The 15,247-nt window shown below is 63.1% G+C and carries 17 protein-coding genes; 7 read left to right on the top strand and 10 right to left on the bottom strand.

Translation table 11 applies throughout. From position 1 onward, the window contains the following. Positions 1 to 2: 2 nt before the first annotated feature. Positions 3 to 3,200: an efflux RND transporter permease subunit gene (locus NUX07_RS10750; RefSeq protein WP_265530573.1), complete on the bottom strand. Its 3,198-nt coding sequence runs from the start codon at positions 3,198 to 3,200 to the stop codon at positions 3 to 5. 3 nt (positions 3,201 to 3,203) lie between these two features. Then, the gene (locus tag NUX07_RS10745; RefSeq protein ID WP_265530572.1) at positions 3,204 to 4,451 is read right to left on the bottom strand and encodes an efflux RND transporter periplasmic adaptor subunit; all 1,248 of its coding nucleotides are present in this window, start codon (positions 4,449 to 4,451) and stop codon (positions 3,204 to 3,206) included. Positions 4,452 to 4,667: 216 nt separating this feature from the next. Between NUX07_RS10745 and NUX07_RS10740 the strand changes: the two genes are divergently transcribed. Beyond that, positions 4,668 to 4,931: a GlsB/YeaQ/YmgE family stress response membrane protein gene (locus NUX07_RS10740; protein ID WP_265530798.1), complete on the top strand. Its 264-nt coding sequence runs from the start codon at positions 4,668 to 4,670 to the stop codon at positions 4,929 to 4,931. A 75-nt stretch (positions 4,932 to 5,006) separates the two neighbouring features. Here the strand turns inward: NUX07_RS10740 and NUX07_RS10735 are convergent, their stop codons facing one another. From NUX07_RS10735 to NUX07_RS10725, 3 genes are all read right to left on the bottom strand, one after another. Further along, positions 5,007 to 5,261, bottom strand: a complete 255-nt coding sequence (locus NUX07_RS10735) for a GlsB/YeaQ/YmgE family stress response membrane protein (RefSeq protein WP_265530571.1) — start codon at positions 5,259 to 5,261, stop codon at positions 5,007 to 5,009. Positions 5,262 to 5,406: 145 nt separating this feature from the next. Further along, a complete protein-coding gene (sciP, locus tag NUX07_RS10730; protein ID WP_265530570.1) occupies positions 5,407 to 5,706 on the bottom strand; it encodes a CtrA inhibitor SciP in 300 nt (99 codons plus the stop codon). Between the two features lie 99 nt (positions 5,707 to 5,805). Beyond that, complete coding sequence (locus NUX07_RS10725; protein WP_265530569.1) at positions 5,806 to 6,009, bottom strand: hypothetical protein; 204 nt, start codon at positions 6,007 to 6,009, stop codon at positions 5,806 to 5,808. A gap of 77 nt (positions 6,010 to 6,086) precedes the next feature. Here NUX07_RS10725 and mnmA point away from each other — a divergent pair, with 77 nt between their 5' ends. Further along, positions 6,087 to 7,193, top strand: coding sequence for a tRNA 2-thiouridine(34) synthase MnmA (gene mnmA, locus NUX07_RS10720; RefSeq protein WP_265530568.1), 1,107 nt, complete (start codon positions 6,087 to 6,089; stop codon positions 7,191 to 7,193). Here the strand turns inward: mnmA and NUX07_RS10715 are convergent. The 3 genes from NUX07_RS10715 to pdxH are packed head-to-tail and all read right to left on the bottom strand — an operon-like array spanning position 7,190 to position 9,492. After that, positions 7,190 to 7,978: a PhzF family phenazine biosynthesis protein gene (locus NUX07_RS10715; protein WP_265530567.1), complete on the bottom strand. Its 789-nt coding sequence runs from the start codon at positions 7,976 to 7,978 to the stop codon at positions 7,190 to 7,192. The two genes, mnmA and NUX07_RS10715, sit on opposite strands and share 4 nt — an antisense overlap. Positions 7,979 to 7,990: 12 nt before the next feature. After that, the gene (locus NUX07_RS10710; RefSeq protein WP_265530566.1) at positions 7,991 to 8,923 is read right to left on the bottom strand and encodes a cation diffusion facilitator family transporter; all 933 of its coding nucleotides are present in this window, start codon (positions 8,921 to 8,923) and stop codon (positions 7,991 to 7,993) included. Further along, positions 8,920 to 9,492 carry a pyridoxamine 5'-phosphate oxidase gene (gene pdxH, locus NUX07_RS10705; protein ID WP_265530565.1) on the bottom strand — a complete coding sequence of 191 codons (573 nt, stop codon included), beginning with the start codon at positions 9,490 to 9,492 and terminating at the stop codon, positions 8,920 to 8,922. The genes NUX07_RS10710 and pdxH overlap by 4 nt, the downstream gene beginning before the upstream one ends. A 77-nt stretch (positions 9,493 to 9,569) precedes the next feature. Between pdxH and NUX07_RS10700 the strand changes: the two genes are divergently transcribed. The 5 genes from NUX07_RS10700 to NUX07_RS10680 are packed head-to-tail and all read left to right on the top strand — an operon-like array spanning position 9,570 to position 13,195. Beyond that, positions 9,570 to 10,529 (top strand): DnaJ C-terminal domain-containing protein, encoded by a 960-nt coding sequence (locus NUX07_RS10700; protein ID WP_265530564.1) that lies wholly within the window; start codon positions 9,570 to 9,572, stop codon positions 10,527 to 10,529. 9 nt (positions 10,530 to 10,538) lie between these two features. After that, entirely contained in the window at positions 10,539 to 11,549 is a 1,011-nt protein-coding gene (locus NUX07_RS10695; RefSeq protein ID WP_265530563.1) for a YihY/virulence factor BrkB family protein, read from the top strand. Then, complete coding sequence (gene fabI / locus NUX07_RS10690) at positions 11,546 to 12,349, top strand: enoyl-ACP reductase FabI (protein ID WP_265530562.1); 804 nt, start codon at positions 11,546 to 11,548, stop codon at positions 12,347 to 12,349. Before NUX07_RS10695 ends, fabI begins: the two co-directional genes overlap by 4 nt. Further along, the gene (locus NUX07_RS10685) at positions 12,346 to 12,852 is read left to right on the top strand and encodes a GNAT family N-acetyltransferase (RefSeq protein ID WP_265530561.1); all 507 of its coding nucleotides are present in this window, start codon (positions 12,346 to 12,348) and stop codon (positions 12,850 to 12,852) included. Before fabI ends, NUX07_RS10685 begins: the two co-directional genes overlap by 4 nt. Continuing rightward, the gene (locus tag NUX07_RS10680; RefSeq protein ID WP_265530560.1) at positions 12,824 to 13,195 is read left to right on the top strand and encodes a YkvA family protein; all 372 of its coding nucleotides are present in this window, start codon (positions 12,824 to 12,826) and stop codon (positions 13,193 to 13,195) included. The genes NUX07_RS10685 and NUX07_RS10680 overlap by 29 nt, the downstream gene beginning before the upstream one ends. Here NUX07_RS10680 and NUX07_RS10675 read toward each other — a convergent pair. Both NUX07_RS10675 and NUX07_RS10670 read right to left on the bottom strand, forming a co-directional pair. Further along, positions 13,182 to 13,919 (bottom strand): O-methyltransferase, encoded by a 738-nt coding sequence (locus tag NUX07_RS10675; RefSeq protein WP_265530559.1) that lies wholly within the window; start codon positions 13,917 to 13,919, stop codon positions 13,182 to 13,184. The two genes, NUX07_RS10680 and NUX07_RS10675, sit on opposite strands and share 14 nt — an antisense overlap. Further along, a complete protein-coding gene (locus NUX07_RS10670; protein WP_265530558.1) occupies positions 13,916 to 15,205 on the bottom strand; it encodes an adenylosuccinate synthase in 1,290 nt (429 codons plus the stop codon). Before NUX07_RS10670 ends, NUX07_RS10675 begins: the two co-directional genes overlap by 4 nt. Positions 15,206 to 15,247 lie beyond the last annotated feature (42 nt).

The raw sequence follows: 15,247 nt of genomic DNA, 5'->3' as shown, positions 1-15,247 counted from the left end.
TGTCACTCGGCAGCGGGAAGCGGCTTGGGACCGGTGGTACCGTCTTCGACGCTGCGCTGGCCGGCGGGCAGCAGCGGCTTGTCATCGCCGGGGTTCACCAGCCCGCCAAACTTGCGCACCACCCATTTTTCGGCATCGATCGCGAGGCTGAAGAAAGCCGGGACGAGCAGCAGCGTGAGCACCGTCGAGAAGATCAGGCCGCCGATCACGGTATAGCCCATCGGCGAGCGCCACGAGCCGTCGCCATGCAGCGACAGCGCGATCGGGATCATCCCCGCGACCATCGCCACCGTCGTCATCACGATCGGCTGGGCACGCTTGTGACCGGCTTCGTAGATGGCTTTGTTCTTCTCCATGCCGTGGTTCATCATTTCGACCGCGAAATCGACCAGCAGGATCGAGTTCTTGGCGACGATGCCGAGCAGCATCAGCAGCCCGATATAGACCGGCAGCGATACCGCCAGCCCGAACAGGTGAAGCATGATAAAGGCACCAAGCGGCGCCAGCAGCAGCGACCCCATGTTGACGAAGGGCGACAGAAAGCGGCGGTAGAGCAGCACCAGCACCGCGAACACCAGCAGCACGCCCGAGAACACCGCGATGACAAAGTTCTGGATGAGCTCCTGCTGCCACTTTTCCGCACCCAGGTTGAGGCGCGTCACGTTGGACGGCATCGCTCGGTAGGCGGGCAGTTCCTCAATGATCTCGTAGGCATCGCCCGTGACGAGCCCGGGCTGCAGATCGGCACCAATGGCGATGCGGCGCATCTGGTCGGTACGCTGGATCGTGGTCGGACCCGCGCCAAAGCCGATATCGGCGACCGCTTTCAGCGGCACAGAACCGCCATTGGCGGTGGGCACCGGAAGGTTGGTAAGCGTGTCGAGGTCCTGCCGATCCTGCTCCGACAGGCTCACCGAGATCGGGATTTGGCGATCGGACAGCGAGAACTTGGCGCTGTTCTGGTCAATTTCGCCCAGCGTCGCGATGCGGATCGTCTGCGACAGCGCAGCCGTGGTGACGCCCAGATCAGCGGCAAGGTCGAACCGCGGCGTGACTGTGATTTCGGGGCGGATGTCATCGCCGATGACGCGCGGCGAGATGAATTCGTCGCGTTCGGCCATATCGGCCATGATTGCATACGCTGCAGCTTCGAGCGCCGCCGGATCGGATGATCCCAGATACATGGTCAGCGCCTGGCCCGAACCACCGGGACCGCCGCCACCCTGGCTTTGGAAGTTGACGCGCGCGTCCGAGATCTGCGCCAGTTGCGGCGCCAGTTCGCGCTCGATCTGGGTAGAGGACTTGGAGCGGTCTTCCTTGAGCGTGACGTTGACATAGCCGTTGTTGGTGAAAGTGCGTTCGAACACCGTTTCCACGTCAGGGTGCGCGAGGACAACCTGCGCGGCTTCGGCCACCTTGGCCTGCGTCTGCTGCAGCGTTGCGCCTGGCGGCATTGCGACGCGCACGCTGTTATTGTCGAGATCGAGATCTGGCTGGAACTGCTGCGGCAGCGTTGCAAACAGCACCACCGTGGCGACCAGCGTCAGGAAACCGCCGAGGACCGCCGTCATGCGGTGATCGCGAAACCAGCTGCCAATCCAGCCGGTGAAGCCCGGATTGCGCTGCTTGAAGGCGCGTGCCTTGCTGTCATCGAGCGTCCAGTTGAGCACCTTGAGGTAGCGTTTCATCAAGGGGCCTTCGCCATGCGCTTCCTCGCCATGCGAGCGCAGGAAGTAGGCGGCGACCAAAGGCGTTATCATACGCGCCACAAGCAGCGACATGATCACCGCCAACACCACGGTGTAACCGAAATTCTTGAAGAATTGTCCCGAAATGCCGGGCATCAGCGCGACCGGCAGGAACACTGCGACGATGGCAGCCGTGGTAGCGACGACGGCAAGGCCGATTTCATCGGCGGCGTCGATCGATGCCTGGAAGGCGGATTTGCCCATGCGCATATGACGCACGATATTCTCGATCTCCACGATCGCGTCATCGACCAGCACCCCGGCTACCAGCGCAAGCGCCAGCAGCGACAGGAAGTTGAGGTTGATGTTCATGAGATCCATGAAGAAGAAGGCCGGGATCGCCGACAGCGGGATGGCAATCGCCGAAATCGCGGTCGCGCGGAAATCGCGCAGGAACAGGAATACCACGAGGACGGCGAGGATGGCACCTTCGATCAGCGCCTGCATCGAGCTGGCATACTGGCCCTTGGTATATTCCACGCTGTTGTTGATTTCGGTGAAACTGACGCGCGGGTCTTCTTCGGCAATCGCGTTCAATTCTTCCCACGCGGCATCATAGACGGTGATGTCCGATGCCCCCTTGGCGCGGTTGAAGCTGAACACGACCACTTCCTGCCCGTTCATCCGGGCCAAACTGGTCTGTTCGGAGGCGCCGTCGCTGACTTCTGCGATGTCGCGCAGGCGCACCGTGGTGCCGCCGGGCACCGAGATGAGGGTCTGCGACAGTTCGTAGGCGGTCTCGGCATTGCCAAGGACACGCACCGACTGCCGCGTGCCGGCGATCTCGGTGAGGCCGCCAGCAGCATTCAGGTTGGTCTGGCGCAGCTGATTGTTGACCTGCGCGGCGGTGATGCCCTGCGCCTGCATGGCCTCGGGATCGAGGATGACGCGAATCTCGCGGTCGACGCCGCCATAGCGACTGACTTCGGCCAGCCCTTCGATACCCAGCAGGCGGCGGCTCACGGTGTCGTCGACGAACCAGCTTAACTGCTCGAGCGTCATGTCAGTCGTGTTGATCGCGATAAAGCTCAGGCTGTCGCCGGTGATGTTGATGCGGTTGATGCGCGGTTCGAGGATGCCTGCGGGCAGATCGCCGCGGATCTGCGCGACGGCATCGCGCACGTCGTTGACCGCGCGGTCGGTGTTGGTGCCGATCGCAAACTGCACGAAGGTGTTGGAGGAACCTTCGTTGACCGAGGAATTGATCTCGTCGACGCCATCGACGCTGCGCAGCGCGGCTTCGACGCGTTGAGTGATCTGGTTCTCCATTTCCTCGGGCGCGGCGCCCGGCTGGACGATGGAGACGTTGGCGGCGGGAAAATCGATATCCGGGCTATCGGTCACTTCCATGCCGATGAACGAGATGATCCCGGCAAGCGTCAACCCGATGAACAGGACGATGGGCGGAACCGGATTGCGGATCGACCACTCTGAAATGCGGCGCAAATTCATGACTTATTCTTCCTCGCCTTCGCCCTCGCCGACAGCGCCTCGTTCCTCTTGCCGCACGGCAGCCGCCGCTTCGCGCTGGGGCACCACCTTCTGGCCGACCGTCAGGAAGGAGCCCGCGCGGGCGACGACCTGTTCGTTGCCGCTAATGCCTTCGCGGATCGTCACGCCCCGGTCATCGACTGAACCGACGACAACGTCGCGGCGCACTACCTCGTTGTCGGCATTGACGACGTAGACGTAATTGCCGTTCGCATCCGACAGCACTGCCGACTGCGGCAGCATTGGCGCCGTCGTCACACCGCTAGCAATTTCAACCTCGGCAAAACCACCGGGACGAATGGCCGGGTCATAGGGAATGGAAATACGGACTTCGCCCTGACGCGATTGCGGATTGATGACCGGCGATACCTGCCACACCTGCCCGGCGAACTGCTGGTCCGAACCAACCGGCGTGATGGTTGCGGGCATGCCCACAGATATCGCTGCCAAGTCCTGCTGCGACAGTTGGGCGCGTACTTCCATCTCGCCGCCGCGGGCCATGCGGAAGAGCGACGGCGTGCCGGCGCTGACGACCTGGCCGACTTCGACGTTGCGATCGAGGATCAGGCCTGCGGTCGGCGCGCGAACGTCGAGCTGGCCGATCTGTGCGAGAGTCGTGTTGAGCTGGGCCCGCGAAACGCTGACGCGGGCTTGGGCGGCTTCATAGGTCGACCGCAGGCGATCGATCTCGGCCTTCGAGACGAAGCCGCGCTCTACCAGCTGCTGGGCACGATCGAGATTGGCCTTGGCGAGATCCGCATCGGCTTGCGCTGCGGCAAGCGAGGCGCGCTGCTGCGCTGCCTGCTGGGCCTGCACCGAGCGATCGACCGTTGCCAGCACCTGCCCTTGGCGAACCCAATCGCCCGCATCGACCAGCACGCGCGTCACTTGGCCGCCCTGTCCGGCAATGCCGACATTCTGGTCGCGCCGTGCGCCGAGCGTACCCGACGTCGTGATGGTGCTCGCAACTTCGGAATTGCCGGGCACGATGACGGTTACCGCCTGCGCGGCCCGTTCGCGGTCTTCGCCGCCAGGGCCGCCGGCGGTAGCCGCGTCATCACCGCCGCGCATCAGCAAGGCGGCTGCAACGAGCGCCGCAATGATCAGCAGGATAGCGACAACCAGGATGATCCGGCGCTTTGAGCGGCCGTCATCCTGGTACTCGATTGCCATGTCGCCGCCGCTGCGACCCATTTTCGAAAAGCGGTTCATTGCCATTCCCGTTCTGCCCCCGTGCGCTACTCCGAAATCGGAGCGGGTGAGTTTCGTTTGCGCACTGTATTAAGTTAATAAGTCACTTGGTGCAATAACAACGCAGTCCGGGCCGCCTGCCACTACCCTTTTTCGACGAACGGGGTCGCTTGCGTCGGCAAGGGGGATGCGCATGATGGTTCGCACTACGAATCACACAAAACAGGGAGACGCTTGATGCTGGAAGATCACGGATGGCTTTGGTGGATTCTGATCGGTTTGGTGGCGGGCGCGCTGGCCAAACTGATCATGCCGGGAAAGGACCCTGGTGGTTGCGTCGTGACGATATTGCTGGGCATCGCGGGCGCGCTGTTGATGGGCTTCATCGGCCATACGATCGGCTGGTATGAGCCGGGCGAGGGTGCAGATTTCATTGCCGCCGTTATCGGGGCGCTGATCATCCTCGTGATTTACCGATTGGTTTTGAAACGAAAGGCGTAGGACCGCCGAAAAATAAAAGAGGGCCGCGTGGAGGTTGCTCCACGCGGCCCTTTCTTTTTGCTCGTTCCTTGTCGCTTAGCGAACGCGTCCGCGGCGGATCAGGTTAACGATGCCGAGAAGGACGATCGCGCCAACCAGCGAGACCAGAACGCTACGAAGCGTGATACCATCGCCGATCGAGCCGCCCGAGACGACGAGGCCGGCGAGGAAGGCGCCAACGATGCCGACGACGATGTTAAGCAGGATGCCCTGTTGAGCGTCGGTGCGCATCACGATGCTGGCAAGCCAGCCCAGAATGCCGCCGACAACGATATAGACAATAAAACCCATATTTTCTCTCCCTCTTGAGCAATTTTCACTGGGTTCAGCGCAACTGCGGGGGGAAAGTTCCATGCCACGGGCAATGTTTCAAGTACGAAACGAAAACGGCCCGCCGGTGGGGGCGGGCCGCTAAACTGTCTAGAGTGATGACGTCCTAGTAGCGCTGCTGACGCTCATACTGGTCGCGATAATGCTTGAGGCGGGTGACGCGAAGGCCCGGCATGCCCGAACGATCGACCGCGCGCTGCCACGATGTGAACTCCTCGAGGCTAAGCGAATAGCGTTCGCATGCTTCGTCCACGGTCAGCAGGCCGCCAGCCACGGCCGCAACAACCTCTGCCTTGCGACGCACGACCCAGCGGGTGGTGTTGGCAGGGGGCAGCGAGTCGATGGTCAGCGGTTCCCCGAGGGGGCCGACAACCTGCGCGGGCCGAATGTCCTGATTTTCAAGCATCTGTATCCTCAATCACGTATTCATCATTTCCGATGACCCCGTTTACGGCGCGGCCATTGAAGAATTTCTCACAGGCAAGGGTTAACGTAAGAGTTAAATTCATTGCTCCCTCTTTAACCCTTTGTCGGCGAACGCGCCGTGGAGCGAATCGCCGACATCCTCACCCGACAGGAATCGCGCCAATTTCTCGCAACGCTCTGGCGAAAAAGGGTTTTCTACGGGACCCTCCATCAGCGAAAGCAGCTCCTCCAATTCGAGTCGAGCTTCGGCTGCAGACGTAATTTTCCCTTCAAAACGTGCCAAGACCGGCCCCTTTTCCCTGTCTCCTTGCGAAGGGGTCTAGAAGAACAGGGTGAATTTCAGGTAAAGACGCGCCTGAAATGTCCCCAAGCTTCGATCTTTCCGGCGGCGCCAACGGCGCGCGCATCGTGGTCGCCATGTCCGGCGGCGTGGATTCGAGCGTCGTCGCGGCGCTCGCGGCGAAGACGGGTGCCGAAGTGATCGGCGTGACCCTGCAGCTCTACGATCATGGCGAGGCCGTGAAGCGGTCGGGCTCGTGCTGCGCCGGGCAGGACATCTATGATGCCAAGATGGTGTGCGACCGGCTCGGCATCGCGCATTACGTGCTCGATTATGAAAGCCGCTTTCGCGAAGGCGTGATCGACCAGTTCGTCGACGAATATGCCAAGGGGCGCACGCCGGTGCCTTGTTCCAAGTGCAACCAGGGCGTGAAGTTCGTCGACCTTATCGGGTTTGCGCGCGACCTTGGCGCAGACTGCCTTGCGACGGGCCATTATGTGCGCCGCGTCATGGGCGAGGACGGCAAGCCGCAGTTGTGGAAGGGATTGGATCCGCGCCGCGACCAGAGCTATTTCCTTTATGGGACGACGCTCGACCAGCTTGATTTCCTGCGCTTCCCGCTGGGCGGCCTACCCAAGAACCAAGTGCGCCAGCTGGCAGATGAAGCGGGCCTCGAGGTCGCCAACAAGCCCGACAGCCAGGACATCTGCTTCGTGCCCGATGGCGATTATGCCGGCCTGGTCAAGCGCCTGAAGCCCGAGACGGCGATACCGGGTGACATCGTGGATCTTGAAGGTCGCAAGCTCGGCACCCACGAAGGCGTGGTGCACTTCACCATCGGCCAGCGCCGCGGGCTCGAGATCGGCGGCCAGCCCGAGCCGCTATACGTTGTGAAGATCGAACCGGACACCAATCGCGTGGTCGTGGGGCCCAAGGCAGCGCTTGCGGTGCGCTCGGCCTCGGTCGAAGAGGTGAATTGGCTTGCCGAGGATCAGCGCTCGGTGCACGCCAAGGTGCGCAGCCTTGCCCCGCCCAAGCCGGGCGTCTGGGACGGCGAACGGTTCACGTTCGATGATCCCGAATATGGCGTCGCGCCCGGCCAGTCGGCGGTGTTCTACGATGGTGAACGGCTGCTTGGCGGCGGTACGATCGGTGCGACGCAGGCCGCCGAACTCGAAGCCGCTTAAAGAAGAAATGTTCCTTCGATCACGCTAGCGCAGCGCCCGCCGAGGCGGACCCGGTCATCAACGTATGTGCAGTGGATCTGCCCGCCCCGAGCGCTGGCCTGGATCGCGGTGAACTTCTCTTTGCCAAGCCGCTGCGCCCACCAGGGCACGATGGCGGCGTGCGCAGCCCCGGTGACCGGGTCTTCGTCGATGCCGTAGCCTACGGCGAAAACACGGCTGGCGATATCGGTGTCGTCGCCGGGCGCGGTGACGACGACCAGATCACTCCACAGCCGCATGGCGTGGAAATCGGGCGTCACGGCGCGCACCGCCGCTTCGTTTTCAAGTAACGCGACAAGGCAATCCTCGGCCCCGCTAGCCTTGATCATTTCTGCAGGTTCGACGCCGAGCGCATTGGCAAGCGCAGCGTCTTCCAGCACCTGAAAGCGATCGGCGGCGGGCAGGTCGATGACGATGCTCTCTTCGCTACGCGATGCCGTGAGCAGGCCCGAGCGGGTCTGGAAGGTCACCGCATCGCTGTCGCCGATGACGACGTGCGCCGAGGCGATGGTCGCATGGCCGCACAAGTCGACCTCGGTGGCCGGCGTGAACCAGCGCAGGTCCCAATCGGCAGCACCATCCGAGCGTTTGAGGAAGGCGGTTTCCGACAGGTTGTTTTCGACCGCTATCGCCTGCAGCGTGGCATTGGGCAGCCACTCATCGAGCAGCATGACGGCGGCGGGATTGCCGGTCAGCGGCCGGCCGTCGACCACGAAAGCATCGACCTGGTGGAACGGGATCTGCATTTGCATTGCTCCTTAAAGCGGCGTCGTGTCGTGGCCGCGTTCTTCAAGCCCCTTCGGATCGGGATGGATCAGGAGGTCGATGCCGGGGAATTCCTTGTGAATGGTCGCTTCAATCTCGTCCATAACGCGGTGCGCTTCGGCAATCGTCATTTCGGGGTCGAGCCATAAGTGGAACTGGGCGAAATCGACACCGGCCGAAGAGCGCGTGCGCAGCGCGTGGACGCCCTGCATTTCGGGGTGGGCTTTGACCATGGCAAGGAAGCGGTCGCGCTTCTCTTCGTCCCATTCGCGGTCCATCAACTGGTCGAGCGCATGGCTTGCACCGCTCCACGCGCCGTACAGCAGCCACGCCGCGATCGCGATGCCCAGCAGCGGATCGGCAAAGGGCACATCGGCGATCTGGTCGAGAAGGAGCGCAGCGATAACCGCGCCGTTCAGCAGCAGATCGGTCTGGTAATGGACATGATCCATCTGGATCGCGACCGAGCCGGTCTTTCGGATCACGAAACGCTGGTAGGCGAGCAGCGCCAAGGTGACCGCGATGGCGATTGCTGACACCGTTACGCCAAGTTCGAGCTGCTGCGTACGCTCGCCGCTAAAGAAGCGTTCGATACCGCGCCAGGCAATGCCGATCGCGCTGACCGAAATGATGATGACCTGGAAGAGCGCGACAATGCCTTCGGCCTTGCCGTGCCCGAAGCGGTGATCGTCATCGGCCGGCTTGGCGGCATACCGCACCCCAAAGAAAGTGACGAGGCTGGCGATGAGATCGAGAGAGGTGTCGGCAAGGCTGCCGAGCATGGCGACACTGTCGGTCCCCCAACTTGCCCAGACCTTGAGGCCGACGAGGAAGAGCGCGACCGATACGCTGGCCAGCGCCGCGCGCCCGGTCAGGCTGGCGCGTTCATGGGCATGACCGTGATCGTGATTGTGAAGTCCGCTCACGGGTATAGCAGCCCTTCTTTCCAACCATCGCCGTCACGCACGAACTGCCGCCGGTGGTGGGTACGCTCCTGCGTGCCTTCCCAGAACTCGATCTGGTCGGGAATGACGCGCACGCCGCTCCAATGGTCGGGGCGCGGTAGATCGCGGCCCTCAAACTCAGCATCCAGCGCCGCGATTTCCTGTTCGAAGGTGGCGAAGTCATGGAGCGGTCGGCTTTGGCGGGACGCGATTGCGGCCAGCTGCTTGGCACGGCCACGGCTGGCGAAATAGGCGTCGGCTTCGGCATCGCTGACCTGCTCGATCCGGCCTTCGATGCGCACCTGCTTGTAGGTCGACTTCCAGTGGAAGCAGAGCGCTGCACGCGGGTTGGCGGTCAATTCGTCACCCTTGCGGCTTTCCATGTTGGTATAGAAGACGAACCCGTCGGGCCCGTGATTCTTCAGCAGCACCACGCGCACCGAGGGAATGGCATCCGGAGTGGCTGTCGCCACTGCCATCGCATTGGGATCGGCGGGTTCTGAGGCCTTGGCCTCTTCATACCACGCATCGAAAAGCTGGAACGGGTTCATAGGCTCCCGCGTAAGGGTGAGTGAAGAATGGCGCAAGCCACTGGCCTTTTGCGGCCAATACCGTTTAGAGGCGTGTTATGGACCTATATCAGCAACTGGGCCTCAAGCGCGGGGCCAGCGAAGACGAGATAAAGAAGGCGTATCGCAGCCTGGCCAAACAGCTGCATCCCGATCGCAACAAGGACAATCCCAACGCCGCCGAGCGCTTCGGCAAGGTCACGGCGGCCTATGACATCCTGTCGGATAAGGACAGGCGCGCGCGCTACGACCGCGGCGAGATTGACGAAGAAGGCAATCCCAAGTCTCCCTTTGGCGGCGGCTTCGGGGGCGGCAATCCCTTCGGCGGCGGCGCCAGCGCTGGCGGCGCGCGCCGCGGTCCGCAAGGCTTCGATCCCGGCGGCATGGACCCGGACTTGTCCGACCTGTTCGAAGGTATCTTTGGCGGCGGCGGGCGCCAGCGCCAATCGCAGTCACAGTCGCAGGGCGGCTTTGGCGGCTTCGGCCGGTCCGCGCCAAGGAAGGGCGCGGACATATCCTATCGCCTCAGTGTGCCTTTCACCGATGCGGCGCTGCAGGAACCGCAACGCGTCAAGCTGGGCGGCGGCAAGACGATTGACATGAAATTGCCCGCGGGCGTGGAGACCGGCACCAAGATTCGCCTGAAGGGGCAGGGGCAGGAAGGTCCCGGCGGTGCCGGCGATGCGATCGTCACGATCACGGTCAAGGATCACAAGTTCTTCGAACGCGATGGGGACAATATCCGCCTCGACCTGCCGATCACGCTTAAGGAGGCGGTGCTGGGCGCCAAAGTCAAAGTGCCGACTGTGGGCGGCGCGGTGACCATGACGATCCCCAAGGGTTCGTCCAGCGGCACGACCTTGCGACTGATCGGCAAGGGCTTCACCAAGAAGGGCGGCGGGCGCGGCAACCAGCTGGTCCGGCTGATGATCGAGATCCCCAAGGGCGACAAGAAGCTGCAAGATTTCGTGTCCGGCTGGGACGCGCCCGATAACGTGCGGTCCGGCCTCGGGGTATAGGCGGCAAGCGTGCAGCAGTCGCCTCACTCTCCCGAAGCGCGCCGCAAGCGGCTGGCGGGTCTGCATGCGCAGTTCGGTCGCGAACGCATCAAGAAGCTGCGCGAAAGCGAGCGGCCCTGGGAAGTGCTCAAGCGCACGGTGTACGGCGTCTATTCGGATGGCTTCATCCATGCCGGCAACCTCGCCTACATCTCGCTGCTGGCGCTGTTCCCCTTCCTGATCCTGGCGACGGCGGTCGCCAAGTTGATCGGCCGCGACGGGGCCAGCGATGAAGCGATCTTCGCCATCCTGTCGCAGCTGCCGCCCAACGTCGCCGAGACGCTGGCCGAGCCGCTGTTCGAGGTCACCACCGGCAAATCGGGGGCGCTGCTATGGATCGGCGCGCTGGTCGGTCTGTGGACCGCAGGCAGTTTCATCGAAACGATCCGCGACATCTTGCGCCGTGCCTACGGCATCCGGATGAGCGCGCCGTTCTGGGAATATCGGCTGGCATCGATCGGGTTGATCATCGGCGCGGTGTTCCTGCTGTTCATTGCCTTTTCGGCGACGGTGCTGCTGACCAGCTTGCAAGCCCTTATCTCCAATTACTTGTCGGTGTCGGGCGGTTTTGCGGCGGCGCTCGGACTGTTCAAGATCATCCCGTCGATCGTGCTCTTCCTGACCGTCTATGCGATTTTCTACGCATTGACCCCGCTGCGCTATCGCCGCGGCAAAGGCCGCGTGTGGCCGGGCGCGGTGTTCATCACGCTGTGGTGGCTGCTGACCGCAGCGATCCTGCCCGAAGCCATCGGCCTGGTCGGTGGCTACGGGCGCACGTACGGATCGATGGCGGGCGTCATGGTGGTGCTGATTTTCTTTTATGTCGTGGGGCTTGGCGTGGTGTTTGGCGCCGAGTTCAACGCAGCCCTAGCGGATAGCGGCGATACCGCGCTAAAGGGCGAAACTTACGAAGGTCCTTACGCAGGCGAACTGATCGTCGAGGACCCGGGCGAAGATGAAGAACAGGGAGATACGCGATGAGTGGCATCATGGCGGGCAAACGCGGCCTCATCATGGGGCTGGCCAACAACAAGTCGCTGGCATGGGGCATCAGCCAGAAATTGGCGGAGCAGGGTGCGGAGCTCGCCTTCAGCTATCTGGGCGAAGCGCTCAAGAAGCGCGTCGGGCCACTGGCCGCCGAACTGGGGAGCGACCTGCTGATCGAATGCGACGTGGGCGACATGGACCAGATCGACGCCGCGTTCGACGAGCTCAAGAAGCATTGGGACAGCCTCGATTTCGTCGTCCACGCCATCGGCTTTTCGGACAAGAACGAGCTGCGCGGCAAATATGTCGACACCAGCCTCGACAATTTTCTGATGACCATGAACATCTCGGCCTATTCGCTGGTCGCGGTTGCCAAGCGCGCGTGCGAAATGATGGGGCCGGGCGGCTCGATCGTGACGCTCACCTATTACGGCGCCGAGAAGGTCATCCCGCATTACAACGTTATGGGCGTAGCCAAGGCGGCGCTCGAGACGAGCGTTCAGTATCTCGCCGCCGATCTTGGCCCCGAAGGCATTCGCGTCAACGCGATCAGCGCCGGGCCGATCAAGACGCTCGCGGCGTCGGGCATCGGTGATTTCCGCTACATCATGAAGTGGAACGAATATAACGCGCCGCTGCGCCGCAACGTGACGATCGAGGATGTCGGGGGCGCGGGCCTCTATTTCTGCTCGGATCTGTCATCGGGGGTGACGGGCGAAGTGCACCATGTCGATGCGGGCTATCATGTGGTCGGCATGAAGGCGGAAGACGCGCCCGACATCACGGTCGAGTGACCCATTATCGCAAAGCGCGGCCTGATGACGCAGTCGAGATCGCGCAGCTTCTCAAAGCCGCCTTCAAAGGCGATGGCGAAGCCAGGCTCGTGCAGATGCTCGAGGCCGACGGCGACGTCGCCGCCTCCATCGTAGCCGAAGAAGATGGGCGCGTGGTTGGCCACGTGCTCCTGTCCCCGATGGAAGCCGAGGCGGACGGCAAGCCGATCGAGGCGGTGGCGCTAGCGCCAGTGGCGGTGCTGCCCGAACGGCAGGGGCACGGCATTGGCGGCGCGCTGGTCAGGAGCGCCGAAGCCGTCGCGCGTGAGCAAGGGAAAGCGGCGATCTTCGTCCTGGGAGAGCCCGAATATTATGCGCGTTTTGACTATTCGGTGGCGGCGGCGCGCCCGTTCGCCAGCCCCTATGCGGGCGAGTATTGGCAGGCGCTAGTTATCGATCCCGCACTCAAGGCAACGACATCGGGAAAGGCCACCCATGCGCGGGCGTTTGCGGCGCTGGGCTAGACGGCTCAAGCGCGACGCGCTGACCGTATGGCTGGCTGCGCGCGATCCCGCGGTGCTGCTCCCCGCCAAGATCGTCGCGGGGCTGACAGCAGCCTACGCTTTCAGCCCGATCGACCTGATCCCCGACTTCATTCCCGTGTTGGGACTGGTGGATGACCTGCTGATCGTTCCGGCCGGTGTGTGGCTGGTGCTTCGCCTGGTGCCCGCGCCGGTCCTCGCGCGCCTGCGGAAAAAGGCCGAAAGTTTGGCCGAAAAGCCCGTGAGCAAGGTCGGCCTTGCCATTATGTTGGGTCTTTGGGGGGTGCTGCTCGTGGTCGCGTGGCGCTGGTTCAGCCAGCCTTGATCCCGATAAGCGTGCCTTTTTCGCCGCCGCCCCAGTAGGTGAAATCGATATCGGGGTGCCGCTTTTTCCAGCGGCGAGCGACAAGGCGCTCGCCCGGACGGGCGGCATCGTCGAGCAACACCATACCCCCGGGAGCAAGCCGGTCGAACAGCTGGTCGGCAGCGCCGCGAGTCATCGGGTGGATGGTCCACGGGGGGCCATCGACGACGATTAGATCTATGCCGGGTTCGAGCGCTGGAATGTCGTAGAACAGACCGGGCCAGCCGTTCGGGCTGGGCGTCAGCGGGGCGTACGTTATGTCGGCCGCCAAACCGTGGCCGCCAAGCCATTCACGGGTCTTGGCGACGAAATCTTCATGCTGGTCGAAGCTGGTAAGCTGTCCGCCGCCAGCCTTCTGAAGCGCCTTGGCCATGACCAGTGAAGACGCTCCGCAGCCGAATTCGACCACCCGCGCCGGCTGTTTCTCAAGGATCGTGTCGACGATGAGGTGGAGAAAACCGGTATCGGCCTTCCAGCTGCCAAGGTTGGGGAGGGCGTCTTCGGGAAGGTCGAGGCGGCTTAGCAGGCGTTCCTTCTCGGCCTTGGACCCGCCGCGCAGCGACTTGAGCAAGAACGGCGCCGTGATGGGGGCGAACAGCGCCAAAGTCAGCCGGTCACGCCACGTCACATGCGCGTCGGACGCGTGATCCTTGGGCATAAAGCCGGTCTGTTCGCGGCTCGTCATTCGGCAAAGGGATCCTGGACGAGGATGGTATCTTCGCGCTCGGGACTGGTTGACAGAAGCGTGACCGGGCAGCGGATCAGCTCTTCAATGCGGCGAACATATTTGATGGCGCGCGCGGGAAGCTCGGCCCAGCTGCGGGCACCCGCGCTGCTGCCGTCCCAGCCCGGCATTTCCTCATAGACCGGCTCGACCCGCGCCTGGTCGAACGCGTGGGCGGGCAGGTAATCATATTCCTGTCCGTCGATCTTGTAGCCGGTACAGATTTTCACGGTGTCAAAGCCATCCATGACGTCGATCTTGGTCAGCGCGATGCCCTTCACGCCCGACACCGCGACCGATTGGCGCACCAGCACCGCATCGAACCAGCCGCAGCGACGCTGGCGACCGGTGACGGTGCCGAATTCGTGGCCGCGCTCGCCCAATCGCTGGCCGACTTCATTGTCCTGTTCGGTAGGAAAGGGTCCCGACCCGACGCGGGTGGTGTAGGCCTTGGCGATGCCGAGGACGAAGCCCGCGCTGCCCGGCCCCATGCCGCTGCCAGGCCCGATCGCCCCGGCGACCGTGTTGGACGAGGTGACGAAGGGGTAGGTGCCGTGATCGACGTCGAGCAGGACGCCCTGCGCGCCTTCGAACAGAATGCGTTTGCCTTCGCGGCGGCTCTCGTCGAGCAGTTTCCATACTGGTCGTGCAAAGGGTGTGACGAAGTCGGCGATTTCCTTGAGATCGTTGAGCAGGCGGTCGCGATCGACCTCGGGTTCGCCGAAACCGCGGCGAAGATGATCGTGATGCGCGCAAAGCCGGTCGATCAGCGGGCCGAGGCCGTCGAGATGGGCGAGATCGCAGACGCGGATGGCGCGGCGGCCAACCTTGTCTTCATAGGCTGGGCCGATCCCGCGGCGAGTGGTGCCGATCTTTCCCTTGCCACTGGCATCTTCGCGCAGCGCATCGAGATCGCGGTGGATGGGCAGGATCAGCGCGGCGTTCTCGGCGATCCACAGCACGTCGGGCGTGATCTTGACGCCCTGGCCCTCGAGCTTCTCGACTTCGGACTTCAGCGCCCACGGATCGAGCACGACGCCATTACCGATGACGCTGGGCGTACCGCGAACGACGCCGCTGGGCAGCAGCGACAATTTGTAGACGTTACCGTCGATGACCAGCGTGTGGCCGGCGTTGTGGCCGCCCTGGAAGCGCGCGACGATATCGGCGCGGCTCGCCAGCCAGTCGACGATCTTTCCCTTGCCTTCGTCGCCCCACTGCGCGCCGATGACGGTAACGTTGCCCATGTTCGTCCCTTATCTGGTGGTAGGCCGCTAGTAAGCAGGCGG

The sequence above is a fragment of the Sphingomicrobium marinum genome (assembly GCF_026157105.1).
GTDB classification, from domain to species: Bacteria; Pseudomonadota; Alphaproteobacteria; order Sphingomonadales; family Sphingomonadaceae; genus Sphingomicrobium; species Sphingomicrobium marinum.
Note: the sequence above shows the minus strand (reverse complement) of the source record. Positions and strands in the feature narration are given on the sequence as shown.

Coding starts and splice junctions, on each gene's coding strand:
- fabI (WP_265530562.1), top strand. CDS start 11,546: ATGAGTGGCATCATGGCGGGCAAACGCGGCCTCATCATGGGGCTGGCC.
- NUX07_RS10700 (WP_265530564.1), top strand. CDS start 9,570: ATGGACCTATATCAGCAACTGGGCCTCAAGCGCGGGGCCAGCGAAGAC.
- NUX07_RS10715 (WP_265530567.1), bottom strand. CDS start 7,978: ATGCAGATCCCGTTCCACCAGGTCGATGCTTTCGTGGTCGACGGCCGG.
- NUX07_RS10745 (WP_265530572.1), bottom strand. CDS start 4,451: ATGAACCGCTTTTCGAAAATGGGTCGCAGCGGCGGCGACATGGCAATC.
- NUX07_RS10750 (WP_265530573.1), bottom strand. CDS start 3,200: ATGAATTTGCGCCGCATTTCAGAGTGGTCGATCCGCAATCCGGTTCCG.
- mnmA (WP_265530568.1), top strand. CDS start 6,087: ATGTCCCCAAGCTTCGATCTTTCCGGCGGCGCCAACGGCGCGCGCATC.
- NUX07_RS10740 (WP_265530798.1), top strand. CDS start 4,668: ATGCTGGAAGATCACGGATGGCTTTGGTGGATTCTGATCGGTTTGGTG.
- NUX07_RS10670 (WP_265530558.1), bottom strand. CDS start 15,205: ATGGGCAACGTTACCGTCATCGGCGCGCAGTGGGGCGACGAAGGCAAG.
- NUX07_RS10675 (WP_265530559.1), bottom strand. CDS start 13,919: ATGACGAGCCGCGAACAGACCGGCTTTATGCCCAAGGATCACGCGTCC.
- sciP (WP_265530570.1), bottom strand. CDS start 5,706: ATGCTTGAAAATCAGGACATTCGGCCCGCGCAGGTTGTCGGCCCCCTC.
- NUX07_RS10735 (WP_265530571.1), bottom strand. CDS start 5,261: ATGGGTTTTATTGTCTATATCGTTGTCGGCGGCATTCTGGGCTGGCTT.
- pdxH (WP_265530565.1), bottom strand. CDS start 9,492: ATGAACCCGTTCCAGCTTTTCGATGCGTGGTATGAAGAGGCCAAGGCC.
- NUX07_RS10680 (WP_265530560.1), top strand. CDS start 12,824: ATGCGCGGGCGTTTGCGGCGCTGGGCTAGACGGCTCAAGCGCGACGCG.